Consider the following 22,131-nt stretch of genomic DNA (forward strand, 5'->3'; position numbering starts at 1 on the left):
GGGATTGCAGGCTTGTCGGTCAAGCCTGCGTGTTTCTGTCTTCATCGCGGATCCTTCGCGGCTGTTTGCATGACAAGAGTCCAACATCGACAATTTATCTCAGTCTAGAAGAGGCTGCTAAATCACGCCATTTACTGTGGGAGGCCATTTTTCGTTCTGAAACACAAAGGCGCTGACCGCTGGATTACTGGAACACCACTGTATGCTCTGCCTCGGCGAAGCACTTGCACCTGTTCCCATTGGCCCGATCCAGGGAGCCGGAGTGCATGCAGTTTGAGGTCAATGGGACTAACGACGATTTTCGCGCCAAAGCATGACGGCGAGCAGGGCAGAAAACACGAATACAATGGCACTCGCCCATAACGGCACCGCGATCCCGTTAATTAAGATTGGCCACCCCAGTACAAAACGAATGAACTGCAGAACCGTAACGCATGCAAATACGACAATGGCAATAATAGTGAAGGGCTTCATGGCACTTACTCCGCAGACTGAGTCTGGAGTATGGTGCACTTTTCGAAAAAGAGCCTAACGCCAGCATGTTTATGCTTTGTGCTTTTGGCAAAGTGTCAACAGACAGGAAAGGCTGGAAATCTGGCTCCTCTCAGAAAGGAAATCCGGCCACCCATAGGATAAGGGTGTGGTCGTCCCCAGAAGTTGCAGCATGATGGATGGGAGAGTTTAAACGATCTGTACCTGTTCTCGCCTTGGCGCCTGTCCTGTCTTTCTCCCCAGGGGGAAAGACAGGCGCTGCTCGCCACCCTCAGGCCCGGAATCGACGGTCTGTTGCTGCACCAATATGGCCGCAGGGCGCTGAAACAAAAAGGCGGCTGGCCGGCGCACTATTGGTACTCTTCGATAAGGTAGCCAGGTTCCAGACCCTGGTGGTGGAGTGACACAGCACTAAGAGTGCAGACACAGATCAACTGATGGCATAGACAGGCAGCTAAGCACTACCACGCCGGTGACACGCTGCACTATCTTGAAAGAAGGGGTCCCTGTAAGCTCTGCCTCGGCGAAGCACGTCCATATGCTTCACTCCCGGCTCGGCATTCTGCCTCACGCTCATAAGCTTATCGCTTTGCGATATTCGCCCATTCCTCGGAAGGTCACTGGCGCGATAGTGCCCAATGAACCCATTCTGCAATTAAGTTTCTGACCGCAATGCCCGCAGCGTCAAATCAATCACGATGATTTCAATCGCTGAGACATTAGGGAATTGGCCAGATATTCCAAGCCAATACTCTTCCAACGCCTTTTGTAGCTTAGAGACATTTATCCGCTTTCCTTCAATTTCCCAGTTCTTGTCAGATTCACTGCCTTGCCAAACTAGCAAAAAAATACCACAGCCAGCATTTTCTTCGCGCAAATAATCACCTGCCAACTGGTTTCTCAATCGCTCGCATAATTTTGGTCCCGACCAACCTTTGTCTAGTAACTTGAGTTCTATCGGTACTGGTGATTTGATGTTCGGATGCTGAAACCAAATATCTGGCCGCTGATCATTAGCCAAGTTTGCTTCTTCGGCACATGTGTAGCGGCCATGCGCTTTCTGATTCAACCAATGAGCGACAATTTTACGCATCTCAGTCTCGTCTGCTGCCCTTTGATATGTCTCTGCCAGGCTATCATTGCCAAGTTCAAGCCAGACCTTGAAATCATTCAAGCGTAACACGCCAATGTCGAAAAGCTGTCGATGAGAAGCTGGTGTCATCTCTAGTGAAGCCCCAAAGTCCCGAACCTGTTGAGACGACCAAGGTTCTAGGTCAGCATCTTCTTCCGCCCGTTTATACGCTCGCTTTTTCATCCAGGAACGATAATGTTCAACAGGATGGTTTTGAGCCAATTCGCTCAATGCAATATAAGAATCCTTGCCCGGAATTTCAGCCAACATATTGAATAACCGATTTCGGGCATCTTGGGCGTCGTCACGTAAACCAGGCGACCCTGCACGCTCGATATCATCCTGTGCCTTGATATAGTTGTGCATTAACAGATAGAGTTCTTTGAGATGACTGGCAGTACGAAATTCGCCAACAAATGCTCCCTTCCCATCATCACGTCGACCTCCCAGCAACGCCACAATAAATAGTTGGGCCGCTTGAGTTGCATCTTGTAAGGCCATGGATTCCAACCACGTTTTAACGCTTGGAATACCAGTCTCCGGCTCGGTATCGACCCAGAGTGCATACCAAGTTGGAAGCTGGTTTTCTGCGACTTGACTCAGCGCAGTTTTAGACTTCGCCAATAGAACCAACGACTCATTCGTAACACCACCATTTATGAGAATGTGAAGGCAATAATTCAAACATTGATTGTCTGACAAAGCATTACCACCTACCCATTGAAGAATAGGTTCCACCAATTGCCCGTGCAGCCATGGGGCATAATAGACGAGAGCATGCAGAATATAATTATTGGACTGTTCGGGCTGGCTACTCTCCAATTCCCAAGTAAGCTCCTGCCAAATAGCTGCCAATACCTGTTGCGGGTAAGCTCTGTGCATGGTCTCTAACCAGCTAGGAAAGCCATTCAGTTCCCATACGATATAACGAAGCGCCTGAGTTACCTCTGCTTGTGTGAGATTGTTCGGAAAATTTTTAATTTCAAGAGCTTCAATTTCGAGCCCGACCACAGCAAAAATAAGCGCGTAAGTAAAAGAGCGCGTATCGTCACCTTCCGAACGAAGAACAGGTTTGAATACTCGCCAATGCGTCATCGCTGCATCACGAAATGCAAGCGCAACCTCTTTACCAAAATCGCCGATGAGCGCTCTCCAGTTCGCCCCTTTTCCACGGCTCATCCGCTGACTGCTATCCTCTATTTCCATGAGCAGCCAAGATTGATCGTTGGAAATCTGGCCTGGCTCCAACCCTGGCGGATTGCGCACTCTGTCAGGATTGACGCGCAGCGCACCTATCCACATGGTTTTATCGTTCGCTTTCTTCTGGCGTTGCTCTTCTTGTTGACGTTCATAGCGGGCTTGTTCTTTTTGCCAATCCTGGTCTGTTTCTGAAATTGGGGGAAGCAGCAACTGTTCAAACTTTTCCTCAAGTGAGTTATTTCCTGAAACAGCTGTTTGTAAGGCATCCAACCATTCTTCAGGTTTGTCAGATTGCTTGTATATTCGACAGGCGAGTGAAAGGGCGACCAGCTTGTCATCTTCAAGTGGTCGGATACTGACAAACTTCAGAACTCGCCAGAAACTGTCCACATGAAATGCAAAGTAATGTCCCAGATACTGTACACTCCACTCGACGGTAAGCCGGTCAACTTTTCCCATCGAGTCGGCGCGAGCTTCAGTAATGCTTCGCCAAAAGAGAGCATCATTCAACTCAGGCCAGCTTGGGATCAAATCCTGGAGGTTGTTCTTATATTCGTCAACGCTTTCTCCACGCCAATACCGAACTGCAGGAGCCTTGAGTAAAATGGTTATAGCCGCGTCGTCGAAGCAAGCCGTTGAACGCATAGCTATTAATTTTTCAACAGCGTGGCTAGCCGGTATTAACAACCAGAGAAAGGCTGTCGACACCCGACATTCAGCTTGCTCGTGATATGGAGAGCGCTCCAGAAAACTGCGGAATCCAGCGATCAGTTTGACCAGCTGTTGCTCGCCAGAAGACTCAATAAATGCATGTAATGCTTGGCTTAACCCTGAAGCACTGTATCTCTCATAAGGAGCTAGCTTATCAATGGATGCCAGCAAGAGTTCGACACACTGCGAATTTTGACTGGCATACTGTAACAATTCAGCCAAGAGCTTGCGGGGAAGCAAATCTGGTACATTATTGATCGCCTGCCAAAGAGCAACTTGTTGCTCATCGGTTCCGACTGTACAAATCGCTCTTACTGACGCGATTCGTGCATAGATACCACGTTCAGAATCACTCGCAATGGGGAAAAGATCTTCGAGACAACCGGCCATACTTCCCTGCCAGATGAGCCTGCCCAGAAAGAAAATAGCATCGTCATTATGTCCATACTCTGCAACCAGTCGTTGCACATCAGTTGAGAGATCGGGTTGTGCAATCCTCGCGATGGCCGCGTTGTCGCGAGCTGATCCATCATCCTCATCCCCCACAATACGCATAACGATATCATTGAGGATCTTTTGCCTTTCACCTATCGGCAAGCGAGCAACATCTCCCCCTTCGACGGCAATTTCAGGATGTAAGGCTAGGGTTCGCTTGCGGATATGAGAATCAAACAAAATTAGCCAAGGCAAAATTGGTCTTAATCGGGGGGTAACAACCAGCTCTCCATATTGTTCCTTGAAGATCAATGACTCTATTGCGCGCCGTGAATTCCCTTCTTCAATTAGAGAGTGAAGCCACTCGGCTGTGAGAAGCTCCCTTATTTCCCTGTGACGGAAACGCACTGCGCCATAGATAACATCATTGAATATCCCACGTTCGAGCAGTGCCTTTACATCGTTAGGATTCCAATCACTCAGAACCTTCTCCGCATCAATACCCGCTTTTTCGTGGGTTTTATCGGGAACAAGAATTCCTGCTTCACCAGTTAAGGTTACAGCAGCAGCCAACAGTCGAGCACCCTCGCGCGCCTTCGTTTGATTTAACGGTTGAAGTTGTTTGCGACTGGGATCTATTTCATCAAGACGCATTCCAATATTGTGCTGTAATGATTCAAGTCTACTGCCCAGTTTTTCATCATCTTTCCATTTTTCCAGCAAACCTTCCAGATCGAAAGGCCTTGCTGCGATAGTCATCAAGTTTGTACGTTCGATATCGGCAATTAATTTATCAACGTTGGACGTAGACCTGTGTTCGGCAAACTGCCGGATAGCATCCAAGCCTAATGGCCTAAGCAGATAAGTCCTAAGAGGACCTTCAGATGTATCTTTCTCAAGTTCGGGGTCTAAGTCGTTTTCATCACTTTCATCAATTGACTCAGTTTGTTGAGATGCATAAGGAAATAGCTGTTCGATCATTGTGCGATCCGTCTTGAATCGCCAAGCGTATGGTCGACTGGAAATATAAATATGCGCTCTATGGCTGGCAGTCCTAATCCGTAGAGAAAAGAGCTTCATTGCCTTTTCAAAAGTTCTCGGGTTGTCCAATCGAGCTTCATCTACAGAATCAAGGAAGAACCAAGCCTCTTCTGAAGAGCCTAGCCATTGTTCAAATTGCAATGCAGTGCCGATCTCAAAAGCATCTTCAAAATTATCATCCAGATCTTCAATTCGAATGAAAAATGCAGCTCGACCATGTGCTACTGCATATTCAGCTTGTGCTCGCATCTCAAAAGTTTTACCAGCGCCCGCATCAGCCAGTATGACAACCCGGTATTCGACCTCAAGATCAGGCCAATCTTGATGCTTTGCTAGACCAAAAAATATTTCAAAATTGTCTTTTTCTTCTGAAACTGAATCGCGAGCGACCAGTGAGAAAGTCCGTTTCAACGGAACATAACTTGTGTCCATATTCACCCCAAGTAACAACGAATAGCACTTAGCTAGATCTAGCTACACAACTGATTTTTATTACATTACTCTTTCAGTGTGAGCTTTGCTAACTAACAATGTCAGATGTGCTACCAAATGCGGCGTGATTACCCCATCTACTCAGTTTCAAACGACAAACACACAAGTCAGGCGCACAGGCGCGGCTGTGACCGTCGGCTTTTGATCTCAAGACAGTAGGGAAGTTTTCGCCGAGCGCCCAAGGAGGGGTTTACCGCGTGTCACAGAAGAGTCTGTGTGCCATAGGCACTGAGCCGCAAAGGATATGCATTGAGTGCATACTATTTCAGTCCTTACAGCCTTGTGAACTGACGTTAAATCCAATCCGGAGCGTGACGCTACTCTCAGCTTGGCTTCCCCGTTTTACTTGTCATTATAATTTGCATGGCTAATAATGAGCGTCGGTCGGCAGTTCACCCAGGCATCGCCGCTGCGATTCATCTCGCAGAGCTAAACCTGCTAACGAATTTTTAATTTTGGTACTTGATATTGGTGTGCCTGTGTCATAAGTCGGCGGTCGGTGGCTCTGTTTGCGAGGCAAACAGACAACTTAGGTGTAGGCACCCTGATAACGGGTATCCACTATGACAAAACAAATTATCCCTTTTAGCTGCGACGATATTTCTGCGCTGGCTAAATCTCTGCGTAAACAACTCCAAAGCTGTGACAGCTTTCCCTCCCACGTCGATATGCTCAATATCCTCGCCAAGGCGACCGGATATGCCAATTTCCAACAGCTGCGCCAGGCCACAGAGGCCATGAGTGCCGCTGCCGAACGGGAGCAACTGGACATCGCTATTCCCGCCAAACTCAAACCTTTCATGACCCAAGACTATATTCTGCGCGCCTGGCCTGTTAAACGCGCCCTTCAGGATCTTAGCCTGTGGTTCTTTTGGTGCCGATTTCAGTACCAGCAAGCTTACGGTGAGTCCGAGGTCAATGAGGTGATTAAGGGTTTCCTTGGGTTTGCGGATTTTGCGCTGATCCGACGCGAACTCTGCAACCACAAGCTATTGAAACGCACCGACGATGGCCGGCATTACTGGCGGGCTGCGGCCAAACCACCTGCAGAGCTGCATCTGCTCGCCGATGTCTGGCCAGGTAAGGAGAATTGAGCATGAGTATTGAAGTGCTTAATGAAGCAGATCCCACAGTCTTCAATGCACTGATCGAGGGGGTGCGGCAGCATCTCCATGAGCAGATGGGCACAGAGACGACCCAACCCCTGACCTTGGTTGCCAGAGACCGGGATGGCAATCTTATCGGCGGCGTCTCGGGGCGCACTATCTACAGAAACTTTCTGATTGAGGTGGCCTGGGTAGCCAAAGAACAGAGGAACACGGGCCTTGGCCGCAAGCTGATGGCGAGGGCAGAGGCAGAAGCCAGAAACAGGGGCTGCCTCGTAGCCCAGGTGGATACCTTATCTGTCCAGGCGCCCGGTTTTTATCAGAAGCTGGGGTTTGCCACCGTGGGGACTGTGCCTGGCTTTGAGGGAAGTCCGGCACGGCACTTTCTGCTGAAGCAATACCTGTGATCCCTAGAGTGCGGGAGGTCGGAGGCAAGCGGGACGCTTTGACCTTCGGCTCCTTGCCTCTGGCTCAAGGCGGAACCGGGTTTCATTCGCCGTGGCAAAGCCTTAGTTTCTTTCCGTGTTTATTCGCCGCAAATGCGGCTAGACTCTGGGTTCATACCAGGAGCAGGTCTGCTGCTTCCTCGAACCTCTATTTAAGGATTGGATTATGATTGCACAAGGTCAAAAATTACCCGCGGCGACGCTCGCTCAGCTCACCAAGGACGGCATGGTTAACCATCAGGTGACCGAACTGTTCGCCGGTAAGAAAGTGGTGCTGTTCGCGGTTCCCGGCGCCTTCACTCCCACCTGCTCCGAGGCACACCTGCCGGGCTATGTGGTGTTGGCCGATGAGTTCAAGGCCAAGGGCGTGGATATCATCGCCTGTGTAGCGGTCAACGATGCCTTCGTGATGAAGGCCTGGGGCGAGGCGCAAAACGCCGGCGAGATAATGATGTTGGCCGACGGCGATGCCAGTTTCACCAAGGCGCTGGGGCTGGAGATGGATACCGCGGCGTTCGGCGGCGTGCGTTCACAGCGCTATGCCATGATAGTGGAAGACGGCGTGGTGACTCAGCTGAACGTCGAGGCGCCCAAGTCGTTCGATGTCAGCAAGGCCGAGGTGGTGTTGCAGAGCCTGTAAGGGCTGGCAAGGCAAATAGTCAACGGCGACTCGGGTCGCCGTTGTTGTTATTCTCTGCTCTCTATTCTCTATTCCGGCTCTTTCGACTCTTTTGGCCCAGGGCCCCACAGACTCGGGCCCATAGGAACTTGGCTAAACCCGACTAGGCGGCCTTGACCGTGCCGACCAGTTGCGAGAGTTTGGCGACCGCGCTTGGGCTGCCCGGCTGTCCGATGGCCTGAACCTCTGGCATTGTCCGCTCCGTTGCCGGCTTGTCTATCCCCAGGCTCAGCTCTATGTCCTCGACGCTCTGCTGTACTTCATTGGCTATGGTCCGGGTCTGCGCCGCGGCGCCGCTGGCGTGTTCCCTCAGGCTGTCCATGGCCGAGGTGAACTCATCCAGGTGGCTGACCTGATCCCTGGCGTTGGCCGAGCCCTGCTGGGCCGTGGTGGCCATCTCGCTGGCCTGGGCCTGGACGTCCTGGGCCATCTGCCACAGGCTCTGGGCCCTGGCCTTCTGGCTGTCGGTGGCCTCTTCTATGCCCACCATGCTCCGCTCCAGCGCCTGGTTCGACTGGGTCAGACGATTGAGTATGGTCATTATCTCCTGCAGGGAAACCTGGGTGCGTTGGGACAAGTTGCGCACTTCGTCGGCGACCACGGCGAAGCCGCGGCCCTGTTCCCCGGCGCGGGCGGCCTCGATGGCGGCGTTCAGCGCCAGCAGATTGGTCTGCTCGGCGATGTTGCCTATCACGTCTATGATCTTGGACACGTCCGTGACCGAGGTGCTCAGGCTGGTCAGCGACGAGTGGCACTCGATCACGGCTCGCTGGGTCTCTTCGGTAGCGCCGAGCACCGCCTCGGCTTCGGCCTGGCTCTGTTGCATGTGGGCCATGGTTTGGGCGGCGCTCTGTTCCACCAGGGCCGAGGTGGCGCTGACTTCCAGTGCCAGGGTGCGGATTTGTCCCGTCTGCGCCTGGGCGACGTCGACGATCGTCTGGGTCTGCTCCGTGCTGCTGGAGATACTATCTATCCTGGACACGAGTTGGCTCAGGGAGCGGGATACCCTGGTGATCTGTTGGCGTTGTTGCTCGTCCTCGGTTTCGAACCTTTGCAGCAATTGATTGAAATGGCCGGCGATCTGCCCGGTTTCACAGCGCCTGTCTATGGTGAGGCGCTCGCGGCTGTTGGACTCGCTCAGTTTCATGAAGGCGCGGTTGAGACGTCGCAGCGGGGTGACTACCCTCTGCTGCTGCAATACCAGATAGACGACGGCGAACAGGGCTATGATGGCCACCATGCCATAGAGGATGAGTTGCAGCTCCGACTTGAGCGCTTGGTTCTTGTCTGCCTGGCTCTGTCCAAGGGCGATAAGTTGTTGTTCTACCTCGGCTATGGCTTGGATCAACTGCTGCTGAGTCTGCTGGTTATTGTCCATCAGCCTGTGGCTGTTGCTCACTTCCTTGCCATAGCGCTGGCTCAGGCTGAGGAGCTCGGCCCTGTCGTCCTCGCCGACTTCTATCTGCTCGGCTTCGGCATCCCCCAGGGCAAATTCATCCACTTCCCCCTCGCGGTACAGGCCTATGAGCGCGAGGGCATTCAGGCTGTCGTGCCATTGCGTCAGCTCGGCTATGGTGTTGTCCAGCATGGCCTTGAGCTGCTGCTCCTTGCCAATCAGGTAAGCGTCCGTGAGTTGCGACAGTTGATAGATCAGGGGCGGCAGGGCACGGCTGAGGCGGCGGTATTCCTGTGCCAGCGCCGGGTCTTGGGCCTGGCCCTGATCGGCATAGTCGGCGAGGCGAGCGTTATAGGCGAGCATTTCAGATTCGGCATGGGCCAGCAATTGCCTGGGGTTACCCGCCAGCTTGCCGGCGGCGCGGTACTTGGTATCCAGGTCGGCTATCAGAGCCGTCAGTTTTGCCTGCACTTCCCGGGCATAGTCGGCGGCGTCACCTTGCTGCAGGCCGCTCAGTTGGCTATCTATGTCGCCGAGTCGATTCTTGGCCTGTTCCAGCAGGCTGGCATTGCCGCTGGCCAGATAGGCATCGAGATCCCTGCGGACCCCCACCAGAAACGCCTGTTGCACCCCTTGCAGCATGTGGGACTGGGCTTCTATCTGTTGACGCTGGTCACTGCTCCAGAGCACGACGGCCGCCAGGGAGCCGGCCAGCAGCAAGAGTAGGGCGGAAGCCGAGAGGGAAAGCGTCGAAATTTTCATCTGATAAGTGTCCATGCCACAGAAGTTGGCGATAGGATATTAAGCTTTGATGACAGTTAGATGACATGGATGGGAGATTAAAATGAATACTGTTCAGGCTGAAATTCGATCTATTCGAATCGAGTAGCAGCTCAGTCCAGCGGCAGCCAGACCTGGGCTTTCAGGCCGCCTTCCGGCCTGTTGGTGAGCACCACCTTACCCAGATGGCGGTCGACTATGCGCTTGATGATCGCCAGCCCCAGGCCCGAGCCCACGCTGCCGCGGGCGCTGTCGCCCTGGGTGAAAGGTTGGAATAATTTGGGGATCTGTTTCTCATCTATGCCGGGGCCATTGTCTTCGACGCTGAAGCCGAGGCGCTTGCCGTCGAACTGGGAGCCGATGCGTATCCAATTGTTGCCATAGCGATAGGCATTTTCCACCAGGTTGCTCAGCACCCGCTTGATGGCGACGCCCTGCATCAACACGGCCGGGCAGTCGGCCAGGTCCAGCTCTATCTGGATGCCGCGGTTGGCCTCGGCCTGGACCAGGTCCTGGATCAGGCTGTTGATCTGGATAGACTCGCGGCTGGCCTCCTGATCCTGGCGAATATAGGCGATGAACTGATTTATGATGGCATCCATGTCTTCTATGTCGTTGACTATGCCGTCCCTGAGGTAGGCATCCTCTTCGACCATCATCTCGGACGCCAGGCGGATGCGCGTCAGCGGGGTGCGCAGATCGTGGGAGATCCCCGCCATCAGCAGGGCCCTGTCCTGTTCCAGTTGCTGCATGCTCTGGGCCATCTGGTTGAAGGCGCTGGTCACTTCGATAAGCTCGCTGGAGCCGTTGAGGGGCAGGGGCTCGGGGAAGTCGCCGCGGGAAACCGAGATCGCCGCCTTCTGCAGCCGCCGCAGGGGGCGATTTTGCTGGCGGGCGAACCACCAGCCGCCGGCGACACTGAGGGCGCCGATCACCATGAGGTACAAGGTCAGGGGCGACAGCGCCGACTCATAGCCGGTCAGGGGGACCTTGATCCATACCGAGGGGGCCTGGGGCGGACGTATCCACACCTGGATCTCGCTGCCCTGGGTCATGCGTACTTCGGCCTCGCCCCCCAGGTATTCCGACATCTGGGAGGAGAAGAAACCGTAATAGGTCGCCCGATCGACCCCGGCTTCGCGCGCCTGTTTCTGGTTATACACATGCATGCCGTCGTCGCGGACCTTGGCATTGAGGGCATCGACCATGGTCAAATGCTCGCGGCCTATGTCGACCCCATCGACGAACAGCAGCTTCACCTGGCGGGCGATCAGCTGGTTGATCTGCTGATAGCTGGGCTTGATCACATACACGGCCACCGACAGGTAGGACACCAGCTGGTTGATCAGCAGCAGGCAGCCGATCAGCATCACAGTCTGGCTGAAGGCACTGCGCGGCAGCAGCTTACGCCACCAGGAGAAGCTCATTTGTGTGGGCTCACTTACGGGCGGCACCGTCCGGGACGAACACATAACCCAGGCCCCAGACGGTTTGAATGTAGCGGGGGTTGGCGGCATCTTTCTCTATCAGGCGGCGCAGCCGCGAGACCTGCACGTCGATGGAACGCTCCAGCGCCGAATAATCCCGGCCGCGTGCCAGATTCATCAGCTTATCCCGCGACAGCGGCTCCCGCGGATGGCTGACCAGCACCTTGAGCACGGCAAATTCACCGCTGGTGAGTGAGATAGACTCTTCGCCATGGTGCATCTCCCGGGTCGCCAGGTTGAGGGCAAACTCACCGAAGTGGATCTCTTCCTCCTGTTGCGCCGGTGCGCCCGGCACTTCCTGGGTCTGGCGGCGCATCACCGCCTTGATCCTGGCCAGCAGTTCCCTGGGGTTGAAGGGCTTGGGCAGATAGTCGTCTGCGCCCAGCTCCAGGCCTATGATGCGGTCGACTTCGTCGCCCTTGGCGGTCAGCATCACTATGGGGATGGGGTTGCCCTGCTGGCGCAGGCGCCGACAGATAGATAAGCCATCTTCGCCCGGCAGCATGAGATCCAACACCAGCAAGTGGAAATTTTCCCGCTCCAACAACCTGTCCATCTGCTCGGCATTGGCGGCGCTGCGCACCTGATAGCCTTGCTCCATCAGATAACGTTCCAGCAAGGCCCTGAGCCGCATGTCATCATCGACGACGAGAATTTTAGAGGTTTCTTGTCCCATGGAATTTCCTTGTTGCTGATTGGCGGTAAACTAGGACCAACTGGCTGATATTGAAACGGATCCGTCTAATATAGCCGCTTTCAGCGGCGGCCGACAGAGGCGAATTTATCTCCTTGCCGCGCAGCATAGAGTGCCTTGATGACGACTCGTTTGTAACACATTGATTTTTATTTATTATATGAGATTGAATTGCGCTAGCCAGTAAAATTGTAACTAAATTGCCGGGTCGGTTTCGGCCATTCTTACCTGCATGGGCCCGGTCCGGTTTCAGTCATAGCCGGTCAGCTCCAGATAACCCAGGCCACTGTGGCTGCCGGTTATTGCTATGGGGCCCTCCCAGTAGCTCAGGCTCAGTGGCATGGCGGCAGCGGGATTCAAGGGGGTGATACTCAGATCCAGGGCTTCGCTCGGGATTTGCAGGTGCCAGCTCACAGGATACTTGCCCGAGGGCGTCTGCTGCCAGCGCCTGGCCTCGAGCCTGATGTCCCCTGGGGCTATGGCGTGGCCGCTGCCATCCTTGAACATGCGTCTGGCGCTGTAGAAGTCCTGCTCACCCCGCAAGCGGTACAGCATGAGGGCGCTGCCGTCCTCCAGCCTGAGGGCAAACCAGTCCCAGCCCTCTTGTTCCCGGGTCAAGAGCTGCGAGCTCCACTCCCTGTCCAGCCAGGCTTGGCCCCGGACCCCCACTCTGTTGCCGTCGAGCTCGACCCAACCCTCGACCTCGATGAAAGGCTGGCTGTAGTAATAGGAGGCCAGTTTGGCATCGGCCCGCTTGAGGCTGTAACCCTGCTCACCCTGGAGTTGCAAGGGCGCGTTGCTCTGCAGGGATAAGCTGTAACCGAAGTCGTCGGCGGCGACCGTCAGGCGGGCGGGAAACAGGCTGGCTCCCTCACTCTGCCAGCGCCAGTCGTCCAGGCTGACGGTCAGGGGCGAGGCAGAGACGCCCGCCAGCGCCGGGTGACCGCGGGACCATTTTTCCTGCGCCAGGTGCCTGTGTTTGCCTGTCAGCGCCGCGTGGGCGGTATAGAGCTGGCGCGTCTGCCAGGCCGAGGCCTGGCTGACACTTTGAGGGCTGGCAACTTGAGGACTGGCAACTTGAGGGCTGGCAACTTGCGGGCTGGCAGCCTGCCCGGGCTGGGCGCCGGGGGTGGGCAGAGGCGTGTCGGCCGGCGCCAGTGCCAGCCGAAACTGGGTCCACTGCAGCCCCAGGGGGTCACCCTGGTCCGTGGTGAGGTTGGCGGTCAGATACCACCACTCGATCCTGAAGTTTTCATGGGCCAGATGATCCGCCGGGAAGCTCAGGGCGCGCCCGCGAAGGACAGGGCTGAAACCCGGCCCGGCCCCAGGCTCAGACTCAAGCTCAGACCCTGTCCCCGAGCCGAGCTTCAGCTGGTTTAATGCGCTTTGTTGCCGCTCCGGCGCCGGCTGACAGCCCAACAACAAAATGCCCAGCAGTGGCAGCCATAACAGTGTCGATATCTGTCTCATCTGGTTTCCTGCTGCAGGCTGTGGATCAGGGGCCTGCGGGTTTGCCAATAGAGCGGCAGGGCGACGGCCAGGGCGCTGACGGCGAGGGCAACGGCCAGCATGCGGCCGGCGGCCTGCCAGTCCCATTTCATGGGGATGCTCCAGCCGAAAGCCTGGGGCGTCACCTTGTCCAGCAGCAGATAGCCGAGCGCCGCGCCGCTCGGCAATGCCAGCAGGCCGGTCAGCAGCACTATCAGCAGCATCTGCAGCAATACCGCCAGCCGCAGTTGCCGGCGACTGACGCCCAGGGCGCTGAGGCAGGCGAGTTGCGGCTGGCGTGACTGGGTCAACATGAGACAGGCACTGAACAGGCCTATGGCGGCCACCAGCAGTGTCAGGCTGTTGAGGGCCGAGGTGATGGAGAAGGTGCGGGAAAACAGCGCCATGGCCCGGCGTTTTATCTCATCCCGGCCGAAGATGGCAGCGGCCGGGAAATGCAGCTCGTTTTGCAGCCGCAGCGCCAGTTCTGTGGCGTCGCCCGCGTAGCTCAGTGCCAGGCTGCCGGGTAAGTCGCTCAGCCCCAGGCGCTGCCAGAGCCCATGGCTCATGATGACCTCGCCTATGGGATCGCCGTAATCGTAGAACACGGCGCCTATGCGCAGCCCGGCCCGGGCATCAGAGCGCACGCCGGCATTCATGTCGGTCAGCGGCAAGCTATCCCCGGGTTTGAGCCCATGTTTGATGGCCATGGGCTCGCTTATCATCAGCAGCTCGCCTGCCTCGAAGCCGGCCCAGAAGTCCGGCAGCCGTTCCTTGAACAGGTTCATGTGCCTCAGGGAGGCAGGGTCCCGGCTGACGAGTGACACGGGGGCCCCCAGATACTGGCCCGTGACCCTCCATTGCTTATAGATGGTCCTGACCTCTGGGTCCCGTCGCAAATAGGCCTCGAGTCCTGTTAGCTCCCCGACGTCGGGGCGCAGATACAGGTCCGCATGCAGGCGTACATCCAGCCATTGCCTCAAGGTGTGCTCGAAACTGCCCACCAGGGTATTCATGGCGATATTGGCACTCAGCGCCAGCAACATGGCCATCATGGCGAGGGAGAGGGGGGCGACCAGTTGCCGGGTTTCGGCCAGGATATAGCGCCACAGTCCCGGGGGGGCCAGTGCACTCAGGCGCGCCGTGGCCAACTGCAAGGCACTGGGCAATGCCAGCGGGATGGCGATCGCCAGCAGGCCCATGAGCAGCAGGCCATGTTCGAATGTCCGGCTGAAGGGCAACAAGAGCGCCACCAGGCAGAACAGGCCCAGCGCCAGCCACAGCTGGTGCCTGTGGCGAACGAGTGCCGTGCTCAGCTGCAATTCCCGCCCGGCGCTGCGTGCCAAGGGTTGGCCTATGAGGTGCAGATAGAGCGGCACGCAGGCAAGGAAAGAGGCGCAGAAGGTCAGGGCGACGCCTTGGGCCAGCCATTGCCACTGCCAATGCCCTGGCATCAGCCTGGCGCCGTAGAGCTGTTCCAGGGTGCTGGCCACCATGGGCTGCAGGGCTTGGCTCAGCTGCAGGCCGAGAATGAAGCCGAGCGAGGCCCCCAGCAACACCAGCAGGAATAACTCCCCCAACAGCGCCAGCAGCAGCGCGTGCCTCTCTATTCCCAGCTGCAGCAGCTGCACCAGCAGGCGCTGGCGTTTCATCAGGCTGTAGCGCACGCCGTTATAGGCGATAAACAGCCCGACCACGAAGGCCAGCAGGCTCATGGCCTGCAGGTTCAGATGAAAACTGCGGGTCAGGGCCGTCAGCTCCTGGCCCTTATCCTGTTTCAGCAGCCGGACGCCGCTTGCCTGCGCCAGATGAGGGCGGATCTCATCAAGCTCGTCATAGAAGAGGGCGATATAGCTGAGCCGGCCGACTTGCTTGAGCAGCCTCTGTGCCAGTGAGATATCCGTCAGCCAGGCGCTGCCGAGTCCGAGGGCATCATCGACCGCCACGACCGTCAGTGTGACGCCAGCCAGCTCGACAGTGCCATCCTGGGCATGGCGGCTGGCCTGGGACTGACTCATGAGCACCAGGGGCTCGCCCGCCAGCAGACGGGCCAGCGGCAGCCGCTTGTCGCGCGCCAAGAGATAACCCGGGGCCTGCTGCCCGCCCTGGGAGCCCCGCAATGCCATGGCGGCCACCAGATCGCTGCCGTTGAGCTCCCTGAGTTCACCCCGGCCATCCAGCACCCGCCCCTGGAGCACGGCAAGGGCGCGGGAGAGGCCGGACCGGCGTAAGCGGAAATAGAGGTTTTCATCCAGCGTCTGGTTGCCGCCGGCGGGCAGCAGGTTGTAGCCGGCCCTCCGGCTCAGCAGTTCGGTGGCCTCGGCATAGCTGCGGATGGCGTTGTCATTGATGGCCCTGACCCCGGTCAGCAGGCTGACCGCCAACACCAGCCCCAGGAGTATGGCGCCCGCCTGCAGCGGCACCTGGCGGTAATGGGCCAGAAAGACCCGCAGACATTGCCGGCTGGATTGCAGCAGCTTAGGCTCTCTTGGGGGCTGGCGTGCCTGCCCGGGACTCTGGTCCATGGTTTTACTCATGAATGGCGCCCAGCTCCAGGCGCCAGCGGCGGCGCATGAAGTCGGCACAGGCCTGGCTATGGGTCACCAGCAACACTGTGGTGGCGGCTTCTTCGGCCAGCTCGCATAGCAGCGCCATCACCTCCTGGCCGGCCGCCGCATCCAGGTTGCCGGTCGGCTCATCGGCGAGCAGCAGCCTGGGTTTATGGGCCAGGGCCCTGGCGATGGCGACCCGCTGCTGCTGGCCACCGGAGAGATGTTCCACCTTCCGCTCCAGCAGCGTCGCCAACCCCAGCCGGCTGACCAGATGATCGCACCAGGCATTCCATGGCTGGTTGATGAGGTGCAGGGAGAAGGCGATGTTGTCGGCCGCATTCAGGGGGGTAAGCAGGTTGAATTGCTGAAACACCATCCCCAGCTGTTGGCGGCGGAAGGCGCTCCACTGGCGGTCACGCCAGCCGTCGGTGGCCTGTTGCTCGAACAGCACCCGACCCGAATCTGGGCGCTCGAAACCTGCGATCAGGTTGAGCAGGGTGCTCTTGCCGCTGCCGCTGGGTCCCTGCAACGCCACTGTGTCGCCCGGCAGCAGCTGCAACTCGACCCTGTCCAACACCTTATGGTATTGATCCCCGTCGCTGAACCCCTTGGTCAGTTGCGATAACTCGACTATAGCTGCCTTCATCTGAGGTGCCTTCATCCGGACTCCCGCTCGCCTGCGGCATCTTGGGTATGCTGAAAACCAGCATACCCAAGATTAGCCAATTTGGCAGCCAAACGGATGAAAAACAGCCATTTTGAGTTTTGTCGCCGAAGGCTGGAGGCCCCATGCCTCGCCATGGCTATTGCACATTTGCACATTTGCACATTTGTACAGTGGCGCAGTGACGCTAGCCCCTGGGCAGGCTGAGGCTGAAGCTGGTGAGCCCTAGGTGGGAGTCGACACTTATGCTGCCCTTATGCACTTCTATGATGGACTTGACGATCGCCAGCCCCAGCCCAGAACTGTCGCCGCTGCCTGGCCTGGCGGGATCGGCGCGATAGAAGCGGTCGAACAGCCGGGCCAGCTGTGCTTGGGTCAGGGGGGCACCCTGGTTGGTGATTCTGATGCCGACGAGCGCCGGCCCCTGCTCCAGCGTGACACTTATCTTGGTGTGCGCCTGGGAATACTTGATGGCGTTGGCCAAGAGGTTGCTCAGCGCCCGCCGCAGCATGTCTCTGTCGCCCTGGAGGCTGGCCTGGCCAGCGAGTGTCAGTCGCACCCCGGCCTCTTCCGCCCATGGCTCAAAATAATCGAACAGGGCCAGGATCTCTGTCTGCAGCGTCAGCCGGGTGAGGTTCGGCACTATCAGGCCGTTATCTGTCTTGGCCAGCCACAGCATGTCGCCGACCATCTTGGTCAGGCGCTCATATTCTTCCAGGCCGGAGTACAAGATCTCCCTGTACTCGTCGTTGCTGCGGCTCTGGCTCAGGGCTACCTGGGCCTGGGTGGCGAGATTGGTGAGCGGGGTACGGAGCTCGTGGGCGATATCGGCGGAGAAGTGAGTCAGGCGCCTGAAGCCGGATTCCACCTGGGTTATCATGGCGTTGAATGCAACTACCAGTTCCTTCAGCTCGGCCGGCACCCGCTCGGGTTGCAGCCGGATATCGAGCCGGTCGGCACTGATGCTGCGGATCTGCCGGCTCAGGAGCAACAGCGGCCTATGGCCCCAGGTTATCGCCAGCCAGGCGGAGATCATGGTCAACAGCCAGGCGCAGGCCATGATGAGCCAGAGCGTCTGCCTGAATTTGGCGATGAATTGGAGGTGAAAATCCATCTTGCCGGCGAGCAGGAGCTTCACCTCTTGGCCATCGCTCAGGGTGCTCGACAGGGCTATGCCCCGGTAGCTATGCCCCTGTGCCTGCCATGGTTGCAACAGCTCAGGGTCCAGCCTGGATTGCACCCTGGTGTGCAGCAGCGGGCCGAGATCCGGGCCCTGTGCCAGATAGAGGAGTTGATCTGTCCGGCTGTAGAGGGCGAAATAGACCCCGTGATGGCCGACCACGGCCCGTTGCAGCGCCGCCTGCAGCCGGGCAAGCTCGGCCTCCGGGGGCTGCTGCGCCAGTATGGAGCGCACCGACTCGGCCACCACCGCCAGCTCAGAGGCATCCTGTCTGGCAAAGTGCTGCCTCATCAGGTGATCTATCACAGTGCCCAGCAGCAGGAAGGACAATGCCAGGGTCAGGCCCACCAGCAACATGACCCTGCCGGCGAGTGACAGCCGCGACCGCCCCGGAGGCAACTTGAGGCTCAGCATGGCTCTTCGATATCGAGTCGATAGCCCATGCCGCGCACCGTGTGTATGAGCTTGGTGGGAAAGGGATCGTCTATCTTGGCCCGCAAGCGGCGGATGGCAACATCTATCACATTGGTATCGCTGTCGAAATTCATGTCCCAGACCTGGGAGGCTATGAGGGATCTGGGCAGCACTTCCCCGCGATGGCGCACCAGGAATTCGAGCAAGGTGAACTCCCTGCCCGTCAGATGTATGCGGCTATTGCCCCGGCTGGCTCTTCGTCTGGGGATGTCCAGCAGCAGATCGTCCACCTGCAACTCGTCCGGGAGCACTTGCCTCAGCCCACGGCGCAACAGGCTGCGCACCCGCGCCAGGAGTTCGGCGAAGGCGAAGGGTTTAACCAGATAGTCATCGGCGCCCAGCTCCAGGCCTTTCACCTTGTCCTCCAGGCTATCCCTGGCGGTGAGGAAGAGCACAGGGGTGGTATGTTTGGCCTCCCGCAGTTGTTGCAGCAGCTGCCAGCCGTCGATATCGGGCAACATGACGTCGAGGATCAGCAGCTCGAAGCTTTCAGTGATGGCTCTGTGGTAGCCGTCCAGGCCATTACGGCATAGCTGTACCCTGAAGCCGGCTTCTTCCAGGCCCTTCTGTAGATAGTCGCCAATTTTCTTCTCGTCTTCGACCAACAGTATGCGCATCATCTCCCCCATTTGCAGCTTGGCCTCTTTGGCTTGGCAGCTATCCTTATTATGTCACCCGGACAACTTTGTCCAGAACATGGCACCAAGATGACAGTATTGTAATCTTGGCGTCATGTCCCGGTCAGTGCCCCTGGCCTAAGCTGCAACCATATTAGAGAAAAGGTGTCGCTATTATGTCGAAACAGAGGTTTTCCGAGATGAATCGGCCGGAGGCCAGGCTTGCCAGCATGCCAAGGCGCCGCTTCGTTCAAGGGCTGGTGGCGGGGACGGTCGCCCTGAGTCTCGGCCGCCTGGGCGCAGCCTATGGCGCGCCCCAGGGCAACGCCGCGGCCGACGCCAACATACTGCATGGCACAGAGTTTGACCTGGTCATCGACAGCATCAGGGTCAACATCACAGGCCAGCCGAGGATGGCAACCGCCATCAATGGCGCGATTCCGGCCCCTACCCTGGTATGGCGCGAGGGCGATACCGTCACCATAAGGGTGAAGAATCGCCTGTCTGTGCCCAGCTCCCTGCATTGGCATGGCATGCTGTTGCCCTTCCAGATGGATGGCGTGCCTGGGATCAGCTATCGCGGCATAGGTCCGGGAGAAACTTTTACCTATAGATTCAAGGTGCAGCAGTCGGGCACTTACTGGTATCACTCCCATACCGGCTTCCAGGAAATGACCGGCATGTACGGCAGCATAGTGATAGTGCCCAGACAGGGAGAGTCGGGGGTGGCCGACAGGGATTTTGTGGTGCAGCTGTCCGACTGGACGGATGAAAACCCCATGTCTGTGTTCGCCAAGCTGAAACAGCAGAGCGACTACTACAACTACAACAAGCCAACGGTGCGGGACTTCTTCCGCGACACCTCTGTCTATGGCGTGACTCAAGCCGTCGCCATGCGCAAGATGTGGAATGAGATGCGCATGAACCCGACCGATCTGGCGGACTTGTCGGCCGAAACCTTCACCCACCTGCTCAATGGCCAGTCACCCAATGGCAACTGGACCGGGGTTTATCGCCCGGGGGAGAAGGTCAGGCTGAGGTTCATCAATGGTTCGAGCAACAGCTTCTACGACGTGCGCATCCCAGGGCTGGCGCTGACCCTGATACAGGCAGATGGCCAGGCGCTCGAGCCGGTCACTGTCGATGAGTTCAGGTTTGGCCCGGGCGAGACCTATGATGTGCTGGTCAAACCCGAGGATGAGGCCTACTGCATCTTCGCCCAATCCATGGATCGCAGCGGCTATGCCCGCGGCACCCTGGCGCTGGCGCCGGGATTGGCGGCGCCTGTGCCCGCCATGGATGCCCCCGTCTGGCTCAGCATGACGGACATGATGGGCAACATGTCCCACGGCGCCATGGCCGGCATGAATATGGATCACAGCCAACACCAGATGGGCGGCATGCAGATGGATCACGGTCAGCATCAGATGGACGGCATGAATATGGATCACAGTCAGCATCAGATGGACGGCATGAATATGGATCACAGCCAGCATCAGATGGGCGGCATGAATATGGACGGCGCCATGGCCATGGAGCATGACAGGGTCAATCCCCTCGCCATCCCTTCCCGCAAGGTGCGCCACGCCAGCAGCGAATATGGCCCGGCGGTCGATATGCGGGTCGACATGCCCAGGACCAATCTGGACGATCCCGGGGTGGGTTTGCGCAATAACGGCCGTCGGGTGCTGACCCTGGCCGACCAGCATACCAGGGGCGGCCCGCTGGACAAGCGTCCGCCGGAACGGGAGCTGGAATTGCATCTGACGGGCAATATGGAACGCTATTCCTGGTCATTCGATGGCCTGGAGTTCGGCGAGTCGACCCCGGTTCATTTCCGTCACGGGGAGCGCCTGAGGATCATACTGCAAAACGACACCATGATGACGCATCCCATGCATTTGCATGGCATGTGGAGCGAGTTGGAAAACGACAAGGGCGAGTTCATGGTCAGGCGGCATACCATTCCGGTGCAGCCGGCCCAGAGAATCAGCTTTCTGGTGAACGCCGATGCGCCCGGGCGCTGGGCCTGGCATTGTCATCTCTTGTTTCATATGGATGCGGGCATGTTCCGCGAGGTGGTGGTGGCATGAAGGACATGAATATCGGCGTTAAGACCCGCTTGGGCGTCCTGGTCGCGACCTGGCTGCTGGCTGCGACCGCCCAGGCCGACGAACAGGCAACCCCCATGGCCATGCAGCATGAAGCAGTGCCCCATGAAACCATGACTCATGAAGCCATGTCGCATGAAGCTGTGTCTCATGAAACTATGTCTCAAGAAGCTGTGCCCCATGAAGCCATGTCTCATGAAACCATGGCCCCCGAGACCGAGGAGGTCAGGGATCCCCATGCCTATGCCGATGGCTATACTCTGGATTCGGGGGCCTATGCCTTGCCCGGTCCCCGGCAGCTGCGCCTCGCCGACGAGCACGCCTTCTGGAGCCTGTTGTTCGAGCGCTTCGAATACGCCGGAGACGGCTCGTCCAGGGGGACGGATACAGGTCAGTATGATGTGCAGGCCTGGTATGGCAAGACCTATGATCGCCTGATGCTCAAGGCCGAAGGCGAGTGGGCCGCCGGCAAACTTACAGACAGCGAAACCGAGCTGCTCTGGAGCCATGCGATCGACAGTTTCTGGGATGCCCAGCTGGGGCTCAGGCTGGATTCATCCGAGGGCCAGGCGCGTCAGTGGCTGGCATTGGGGGCACAGGGCCTGGCGCCTTACTGGTTCGAGTTGGACCTGACCGCCTACCTGGGCGCGGGTGGCCGGACGGCATTGGCGCTCGAGGCAGAATACGAATTATTGCTCAGCCAGCGCCTGGTGCTGCAGCCACGGGCCGAGTTGACTCTGTACGGCAGGGACGACGAGGCCAATGGCATTGGCAGCGGACTGACGGATGCCAGCCTGGGGCTGAGGCTGCGCTATGAGTTTTCACGGCGATTTGCCCCCTATATAGGTGTAGAGTGGGCGGCCAAGTTCGGCCGGACGGCAGATTATGCGACCCGCGCAGGTGACGCGGATCGCGACACCCGCTATGTTGCAGGTGTACGCTTCTGGTTCTGAA

The 22,131-nt window shown here is 57.5% G+C and carries 16 protein-coding genes; 6 read left to right on the plus strand and 10 right to left on the minus strand.

The window, feature by feature from the left end; translation table 11 throughout:
* Window positions 1–288: 288 nt before the first annotated feature.
* A complete protein-coding gene (locus HC757_RS07370; RefSeq protein ID WP_169563687.1) occupies window positions 289–474 on the minus strand; it encodes a hypothetical protein in 186 nt (61 codons plus the stop codon).
* Window positions 475–657: 183 nt separating this feature from the next.
* Between HC757_RS07370 and HC757_RS18920 the strand changes: the two genes are divergently transcribed.
* Window positions 658–867, plus strand: a complete 210-nt coding sequence (locus HC757_RS18920) for a hypothetical protein (RefSeq protein WP_211164315.1) — start codon at window positions 658–660, stop codon at window positions 865–867.
* 280 nt (window positions 868–1,147) lie between these two features.
* Here HC757_RS18920 and HC757_RS07380 read toward each other — a convergent pair whose 3' ends face one another.
* On the minus strand, window positions 1,148–5,443 hold the full coding sequence (locus HC757_RS07380; RefSeq protein WP_169563688.1) for an NACHT domain-containing protein: 4,296 nt from the start codon (window positions 5,441–5,443) through the stop codon (window positions 1,148–1,150).
* Window positions 5,444–6,066: 623 nt separating this feature from the next.
* Between HC757_RS07380 and HC757_RS07385 the strand changes: the two genes are divergently transcribed.
* The 3 genes from HC757_RS07385 (at window position 6,067) to HC757_RS07395 (ending at window position 7,695) form a co-directional block, all read left to right on the plus strand.
* On the plus strand, window positions 6,067–6,597 hold the full coding sequence (locus tag HC757_RS07385) for a DUF2087 domain-containing protein (RefSeq protein ID WP_169563689.1): 531 nt from the start codon (window positions 6,067–6,069) through the stop codon (window positions 6,595–6,597).
* Window positions 6,598–6,599: 2 nt separating this feature from the next.
* The gene (locus tag HC757_RS07390) at window positions 6,600–7,016 is read left to right on the plus strand and encodes a GNAT family N-acetyltransferase (protein WP_169563690.1); all 417 of its coding nucleotides are present in this window, start codon (window positions 6,600–6,602) and stop codon (window positions 7,014–7,016) included.
* Window positions 7,017–7,221: 205 nt separating this feature from the next.
* Window positions 7,222–7,695, plus strand: coding sequence for a peroxiredoxin (locus tag HC757_RS07395; RefSeq protein ID WP_169563691.1), 474 nt, complete (start codon window positions 7,222–7,224; stop codon window positions 7,693–7,695).
* Window positions 7,696–7,837: 142 nt separating this feature from the next.
* Here HC757_RS07395 and HC757_RS07400 read toward each other — a convergent pair whose 3' ends face one another.
* The 8 genes from HC757_RS07400 to HC757_RS07435 all read right to left on the minus strand — a co-directional run bounded on the left by HC757_RS07400 (window position 7,838) and on the right by HC757_RS07435 (window position 19,066).
* The gene (locus HC757_RS07400) at window positions 7,838–9,892 is read right to left on the minus strand and encodes a methyl-accepting chemotaxis protein (RefSeq protein WP_169563692.1); all 2,055 of its coding nucleotides are present in this window, start codon (window positions 9,890–9,892) and stop codon (window positions 7,838–7,840) included.
* Between the two features lie 131 nt (window positions 9,893–10,023).
* On the minus strand, window positions 10,024–11,337 hold the full coding sequence (gene envZ, locus HC757_RS07405) for a two-component system sensor histidine kinase EnvZ (protein ID WP_169563693.1): 1,314 nt from the start codon (window positions 11,335–11,337) through the stop codon (window positions 10,024–10,026).
* A gap of 10 nt (window positions 11,338–11,347) precedes the next feature.
* Window positions 11,348–12,073 carry an osmolarity response regulator transcription factor OmpR gene (ompR, locus tag HC757_RS07410; RefSeq protein ID WP_169563694.1) on the minus strand — a complete coding sequence of 242 codons (726 nt, stop codon included), beginning with the start codon at window positions 12,071–12,073 and terminating at the stop codon, window positions 11,348–11,350.
* A 267-nt stretch (window positions 12,074–12,340) separates the two neighbouring features.
* On the minus strand, window positions 12,341–13,561 hold the full coding sequence (locus HC757_RS07415; RefSeq protein WP_169563695.1) for a lipocalin-like domain-containing protein: 1,221 nt from the start codon (window positions 13,559–13,561) through the stop codon (window positions 12,341–12,343).
* The gene (locus tag HC757_RS07420; protein WP_244623288.1) at window positions 13,558–16,116 is read right to left on the minus strand and encodes an ABC transporter permease; all 2,559 of its coding nucleotides are present in this window, start codon (window positions 16,114–16,116) and stop codon (window positions 13,558–13,560) included. Before HC757_RS07420 ends, HC757_RS07415 begins: the two co-directional genes overlap by 4 nt.
* Window positions 16,109–16,777, minus strand: coding sequence for an ABC transporter ATP-binding protein (locus tag HC757_RS07425; RefSeq protein WP_169563696.1), 669 nt, complete (start codon window positions 16,775–16,777; stop codon window positions 16,109–16,111). The genes HC757_RS07420 and HC757_RS07425 overlap by 8 nt, the downstream gene beginning before the upstream one ends.
* Window positions 16,778–16,982: 205 nt before the next feature.
* A complete protein-coding gene (locus tag HC757_RS07430; RefSeq protein ID WP_169563697.1) occupies window positions 16,983–18,389 on the minus strand; it encodes a heavy metal sensor histidine kinase in 1,407 nt (468 codons plus the stop codon).
* Window positions 18,383–19,066 carry a heavy metal response regulator transcription factor gene (locus HC757_RS07435; protein ID WP_169563928.1) on the minus strand — a complete coding sequence of 228 codons (684 nt, stop codon included), beginning with the start codon at window positions 19,064–19,066 and terminating at the stop codon, window positions 18,383–18,385. The genes HC757_RS07430 and HC757_RS07435 overlap by 7 nt, the downstream gene beginning before the upstream one ends.
* Before the next feature lie 176 nt (window positions 19,067–19,242).
* On the opposite strand from HC757_RS07435, the gene HC757_RS07440 reads away from it, so the two are divergent.
* Window positions 19,243–21,159, plus strand: coding sequence for a copper resistance system multicopper oxidase (locus HC757_RS07440; RefSeq protein ID WP_244623295.1), 1,917 nt, complete (start codon window positions 19,243–19,245; stop codon window positions 21,157–21,159).
* Complete coding sequence (locus tag HC757_RS07445) at window positions 21,156–22,130, plus strand: copper resistance protein B (RefSeq protein ID WP_244623296.1); 975 nt, start codon at window positions 21,156–21,158, stop codon at window positions 22,128–22,130. Before HC757_RS07440 ends, HC757_RS07445 begins: the two co-directional genes overlap by 4 nt.
* Window position 22,131 lies beyond the last annotated feature (1 nt).

Origin of the sequence: Shewanella salipaludis (assembly GCF_012911865.1) — a bacterium.
Lineage (GTDB): Bacteria > Pseudomonadota > Gammaproteobacteria > Enterobacterales > Shewanellaceae > Shewanella > Shewanella salipaludis.